The 5,801-nt window shown below is 73.1% G+C and carries 5 protein-coding genes; 2 read left to right on the top strand and 3 right to left on the bottom strand.

Translation table 11 applies throughout. From position 1 onward, the window contains the following. On the bottom strand, positions 1 to 903 hold a 903-nt coding region (locus tag NBZ85_RS26515; RefSeq protein WP_261562814.1), incomplete at its 3' end, for an LLM class F420-dependent oxidoreductase. Between the two features lie 31 nt (positions 904 to 934). Then, positions 935 to 2,152 (bottom strand): amidohydrolase family protein, encoded by a 1,218-nt coding sequence (locus tag NBZ85_RS26510; RefSeq protein WP_261558977.1) that lies wholly within the window; start codon positions 2,150 to 2,152, stop codon positions 935 to 937. A gap of 275 nt (positions 2,153 to 2,427) precedes the next feature. Here NBZ85_RS26510 and NBZ85_RS26505 point away from each other — a divergent pair, with 275 nt between their 5' ends. Continuing rightward, positions 2,428 to 3,090, top strand: a complete 663-nt coding sequence (locus tag NBZ85_RS26505; protein ID WP_261562813.1) for a TetR/AcrR family transcriptional regulator — start codon at positions 2,428 to 2,430, stop codon at positions 3,088 to 3,090. 44 nt (positions 3,091 to 3,134) lie between these two features. On the opposite strand, the gene NBZ85_RS26500 is transcribed toward NBZ85_RS26505, so the two are convergent. Further along, positions 3,135 to 4,802: an AMP-binding protein gene (locus NBZ85_RS26500; protein ID WP_261562812.1), complete on the bottom strand. Its 1,668-nt coding sequence runs from the start codon at positions 4,800 to 4,802 to the stop codon at positions 3,135 to 3,137. A gap of 189 nt (positions 4,803 to 4,991) precedes the next feature. On the opposite strand from NBZ85_RS26500, the gene NBZ85_RS26495 reads away from it, so the two are divergent. Beyond that, positions 4,992 to 5,801, top strand: an 810-nt coding sequence (locus NBZ85_RS26495) for a CoA transferase (RefSeq protein WP_261562811.1), incomplete at its 3' end; no start/stop codon positions are given.

Below are 5,801 nucleotides of genomic sequence, written 5' to 3'. Positions count from 1 at the left end.
GGCCGGGGGCGCGAGGGCCTTGCCGAACAGTTCGATCTCGGCCAGGCAGTCGTCGATGCTGCGGGCGTGCGAGTCGACCGAGAGGTGCGTGACGCCGGCGGCCTGGTACCCGGGGGCGGCGGCCGCGAGCGCCTCGGCGGCGCGGGCCGGGTCCCGGCTGACCTGCGGGGTGAAGCAGACGTCGAAGGTGGTCGGGCGGCCCGCCGCCGCGCGCAGCTCGCGCAGGGTGGCGATCCGCTCGCCGATCTCGTCCGCGGCCAGGCTCGGAGTGGTGGTGATCTTCGCCATCTGCGCGGGCTGCTCGAAGGGCAGCCAGCCGTCGGCGACCTCGGCGACCCGGCGCATCGCCGCCCGGCTGTTGCCGCCGATCCAGATCGGCGGGCCGGGCCGCTGGGCCGGCCGGGGCAGCATGACGTGGCCCGACGCAGGGAAGTGCGGGTCGTCGCGCTCGACGACCTCGCCGGTCCAGGCGGCCTGCATCGCGGCGATGGCCGCGTCGAACCGGCCGCCGCGGCCGTCGAACTGCGCGCCGAGCACGTCGAACTCGGCCTTCTGGTAGCCGGCGCCCATGCCCACGACCAGCCGCCCACCGGAGAGCAGATCGAGGCTGGCCACGGACTTCGCCGTCAGGTAGGGGTTGCGGTAGCCGGCGACGAGGATGAACGTCAGCAGGCGCACGCGCCGCGTCGCCGCCGCCATGAACGCCAGTGAGACGAACGGGTCGAAGGAGTGGTGCCCGCCGCCGTCGACCCAGGCGCTGGAGGGGAAGGGATGGTCCGTCGTGGAGACGATGTCGAATCCGCTCTCCTCGGCGGCGACCGCCACGTCGGCGAGGTCACGCTCACCGATCCACCGCTCCCAGTGCTTCACCGCACGAGTCGGAAACTGGTAGTTCAGCTGCACTGTCGTCCTTCCTCGGGTCGCCGGCGGCCGCTCAGACCGCGACCGGAGTCCGGTCGCCGGCGGGGTCGCGCACCGGCAGGCCCAGCAGCCGCCGCGCGTTGTCACCCATGAAGTCGCGGGTCCGCTTCTCGTCCATGCCCTCGGCGTAGGCGTAGTAGCCGCGCGGCTCGGCGAGCCCCTCCGGGTGCGGGAAGTCGGACCCGAACAGCACCCGGTCCCAGCCGACCGTGGAGATCACGTCGGCGACGGAGCCCTCCCAGAACGGGCTGACCCACACGTTGCGACGGAACACCTCCAGCGGGTGCTCGGGGAACGCCTGCGGCATCTTGCCGTAGGCGGCCTGCAGGTCGTCGAACAGCGGGTGGATCCAGGCGCTGCCGTTCTCGATGCTGGCGATACGCAGCTTCGGGAACCGGGTGAGCGTGCCGTGGCAGATCAGGCTGGTGAGCATGTCGGCGATCTCGCGGTGGCCGAGGGTCACCCAGCGGAAGGCGCTCATCTCGGTGAAGTCGTTGGAGTCCGGCGGCTCCCACCGGTTGATGTAGTCGTCCAGCGGCGGCTGGCTGGAGTGCAGCACCACCGGGATGCCGGCGCGCTCGACGTCCGCCCAGAACGGGTCGAACTCCGGCAGCGCCGGGGAGCGCCAGCCCCGCAGGCCCTTGACCGGCGCCGGCTTGATCAGGACGACCTTCGCCCCGTTCTCCAGGACGTAGTCGAGCTCGCGGCGGGCGTCGTCGACCAGGGCGCAGCTGATGACCGGCGTCATGAACAGCCGGTCGGCGTGGGTGTAGCCCCAGGTTTCGAGCATCCAGCGGTTGAGCGCGTGGATCATCGCGACCACAAGCTCGGGGTCCTCGGCGGCGGAGTGCTCGACCAGGTTCGCCAGCGTCGGGTAGACCAGCGCCTCGTCGACACCCTGGGCATCCATCTCCACCAGGCGCGGGGCGGGCTCGCGGAACGACGGGCGGGACTCGATGGCCCGCCCGGTCATCTCCCGCAGCGACTGGCCGTCGCGGTTCTGGCCGGAGAAGAACTTCTCCCAGGCGCCAGGGGCCGCCACCCGGTCGAACGTCGGATTCGGGATGTAGTCGGTGATCCTTCCCCGGATCGCGATCCGGGTCGCCCGTCCGACCTGCACGAACTGCACCGCGCGCCGGTAGCGCTCCGGCAGGTACCGGGTGAGCGCGTCCGGCGTCTCGTACATGTGCTGGTCGGCGTCGAAGATCGGCGCGTCGGTGTACTGCGTCACGGCTGCTGCTCCTCGCTGCCCGGGGGAACCCGCCGCCCCGTCACGTGCCGTCGGCCGTGGGCCGTGGGCGACCGGGCTTGCGCCACCTCGGTGCTGTCTCGGGTACTGCTGCGCGAGGCAACACTAAGCCGACTTGACGAAACTGTCAACTTTGGCAGAACGTAGCTGACACGGACATGTGAGCCGCCACGCGGTCAGTTCAACCGATGGCGGGCACCGGCATCGACAGGTCCGTCAGGCCCGGCCGCGGCGCGCCCTCCTACACTGGGAGAATCATGAACGACTCCTCTGCCGCCGATGCCGTCGACGCCGCCGCGTCCGCGCCGCTCGGTGGCGGGACGAGTTCCGCGGCGGGTAACGGCAGGAGCATGGGCCGCCGCGCGGCCCGCACCCGCGGCCTCATCCTCGACGCGTCCCGCCAGCTGTTCCTCGAGCGCGGCTATGCAGGCACCCGCGTCAACAACATCACCGACGCCTGCGGTATCTCCCGCGCCGGCTTCTACACGTACTTCCGCGACAAGCGGGAGATCTTCGACACCCTGGGCGAGGCCACCTACCACGAGATTCTGCAGGTCATGGCCCTGTGGGAGGCCATGCCACGCCCGTGCATCCACGCGGACGTCGCAACGTGGGTGTGGCAGTACTTCGCGTTCATGGACCGCCACGGCGCGTTCATCCTGTCCGCCCAGTCCGGCCCCGGCGACCAGGCCGTCGGCAGCGCGAGCAACAAGATGCAACTGCGCGTGGTCTGGCTGCTCGGGGTCCACCTGCGGGGCCGCCAGCGCACGCCGACCGACGCCCCCGAGGCGCTGGGCCTCGCGGTCCAGTCGATGATGGACCGCGCCTGGTACCACTGCCACGGCCAGCGCCTGCCGGTCGACGACGCGGACGTCGTCAACACCATCGCCGGGTTCATCATGGCGGTCCTCACCGCCTGAGCCCTGAGCCACCCGCGCCCGGCGCCGCTCAGGGCTGGCGCGGCTCAGGGCTGGCGCGGCTCGAAGCGGGTGCGCAGCTGGGCCTTGGCGACCTTGCCGAGCCCGGTGCGCGGCATGACGTCGATCAGCTCGAGCTGCTCGGGAAGCTTCTGGCGCATCAACCCGGCCTCCCGCAGCCAGCCCGTCAGCTCCGCCAGCGACGGCACCGGCCGGCCGGGGCGGGCGACGACGACGGCGCACACGCGCTCGCCGCGCTGCAGGTCGGGCAGTCCGATCACAGCGACCTCGGCCACGTCGGGATGGCGACCGAGCAGGGCCTCGATCTCCTGGGGGGCGATGTTCTCGCCCTTGCGGATGATGAGGTCCTTCAGCCGGCCGACGATCTCGATGTGACCGGAGGGAAGCAGCCGGCCCAGGTCGCCGGTGCGAAACCAGCCGTCGGCGGTGAACGCCGCCCGGGTCGCCTCGGGGTCGGTGTAGCCGTGGCACACCCCGTGCCCGCTGACCTGTACCTCGCCGACGGCGCCCGGCGCGAGCGCCGCGCCGCCCTCGTCGACGAAGCGCAGCCGGTTGACCGGCACCGGCCGGCCGTCGGTGGCGGCCAGCACGTCGGGCGGGTCGGCGAGGGAGGCCACCGCCACCATCGGCACCTCCGTCATCCCGTAGTCGTGCGCGAGCACCGCGCCGAGCACCCGGTCCACCTCGCCGACCAGGTGCGGCGGGCAGGGGGCGCCGCCGCCCTTGAGCGAGCGCAGCGTCGGGACGAGCCGCTCGCCCGGACGGGTGGCGGCGAGGTCCAGCAGCGCAGTGTAGAACGGTGTGCTACCGCCGGTGGCGGTCACGCCGTGCGCGCGGAAGAGCTCCACGGCCTGGTCGGGGACGAACGCCTCCAGCAGCAGGATCGGGAAGCCGGCGGCGAGCGCGGCGATGAGGTACTGGATCCCGCCGACGTGCGCGACCGGGTAGCCGACCGCGCCGACCTCCCCCGCCTCCCGACCGAGACCGCTCAGACCGGCGAAGCAGACCGCGGGTGCGAGCAGGGTGCCGTCGCTGTGCCGCGCGCCCTTGGGAATGCCGGTGGACCCGGAGGTGAAGTAGATCCAGCGCACCTCGTCCGGGAGGTGGTCGGGGCGCGCGCCCGCGCGGGGCGGGTCGGCCTCCGGCGCGTCGTGGCCGATCTCCACCAGCCGGGGTGCGGGACCGCCGGTGGCGGCGACCTCCCGGGCGATCGCCGTGAAGTCGATGCCCCGCCACGTCCCCGGTACCAGGAAGACCTCCGCGTCGATGGCGGCGAGCGCGGCGCTCACCTCCCGCTCGCGGTAGATCGGGATGACCGGCGCCTGCAGGGCACCGAGCCGGCGCAGCGCGATCATCACCAGCAGGGTGCTGATCCGCGTCGGAAGCTGCCAGGCGACCCGGGTGCCGGCCGTGATGCCCTCGCCCGCCAGCGCGGCCGCGACCCGGTCGACCCTGGCGTCGAACTCGGCGAAGGTCAGCCGCGCGTCGTGCTCGTCGACCAGCATGAGTGCGTCGGGGGTGGCCTGCACGCGGCGGGCCAGCAGGCCGTCCACCGTCGGGGCCACGAGCAGCCACGGCCACTGCTCGGCGGCCCGGATGACGTCGACCGCCCTGGTCGCAGCCACCGCCTCGGCCAGATCGCTCGCCGCGGGCTGCTTGCTCACCGCGGGCTGCTTGCTCGGCACGGACGTCATGACGAACCTCCTGGAGGATTCGGCGTCCGGCGAGCAGACCGCCGCGCCTCCGGCGGCGCAGCGGGGGTCCGTGATTGACGGCAATGTCGGACGGGTGCTCTCCTTGACCAGGGCAACCACATCAAATAGTTGAATCCTCTGTCAACAAGGCGCGGGCTGCCGGCGATGGCCGCCGGACGGGAGACCTGGATGATTCGACGCGGTGACCCGACCGGTCCGCTCGCCGGGCTGCGGGTGCTCGACGCGGCCTCCCTGTACGCCGCGCCCCTGCTCGCGAGTCTTCTCGCCGACCAGGGTGCGGATGTGGTCAAGCTGGAGCCGCCCGGTGGGGACGCCTACCGGGCCACCGGGTTCTGGCCGCTGGTCGCCCGGGGCAAGCGGTCGATCATTCTCGATCCGGCCGACGCCGATGGGCGGGCGGCGCTGCGCGGCCTGGTCGCCGTGGCCGACGTCGTCGTCGTCAACGAGCCGGCGGCCCGGCTGGCGGCGCGCGGCCTGGATCCCGAGACGATGCTCGCGGTCAACCCCCGCCTCGTCGTCGCGCACGTGAGCGGCTACGGCGCCGACGGCCCCGCGGCGGGGCGGCCGGGCAACGGGACGATGGGCGAGGCGTTCGCGGGCCTGACCCACATGACCGGTGACGCGGGCGGGGCGCCGATGCTGCCCTCGGTCCCGCTCGGCGACGCCGTGATGGCCTACGCGGGGGCCTTCGGGGTCGCCGCCGCCTGCCACGACGTGCGGGTCAACGGGAGACCCGGCCGGGTCGTCGACGTCAACCCGGTGGAGGCGATGCTGCACGTCGTCGGGCCGACGCTGGTGTCGGCGGCGGCGGAGCTCGCGGCCGGCGCCGAACCGTCCGGGCGCCTCGGCGGGGGGCTCGCGGGCTCGGCGCTGCGCGACGTGTTCGCCTGCGCCGATGGCCGCTGGCTCGCGGTGAGCGTCTCCACCCCCCGCCAGCTACGCGACCTCGCCGCCGTCGTCGGGCCGACGCTGGTGTCG

It is taken from the genome of Frankia tisae (genome assembly GCF_025403405.1).
GTDB lineage: Bacteria > Actinomycetota > Actinomycetes > Frankiales > Frankiaceae > Frankia > Frankia tisai.
This window is presented reverse-complemented; position numbering and strand designations above follow the sequence as displayed.

What these genes read in the sequence shown, in the direction of transcription:
- NBZ85_RS26505 (WP_261562813.1), top strand. Translation starts at nt 2,428, where the DNA reads ATGAACGACTCCTCTGCCGCCGATGCCGTCGACGCCGCCGCGTCCGCG.
- NBZ85_RS26500 (WP_261562812.1), bottom strand. Translation starts at nt 4,802, where the DNA reads ATGACGTCCGTGCCGAGCAAGCAGCCCGCGGTGAGCAAGCAGCCCGCG.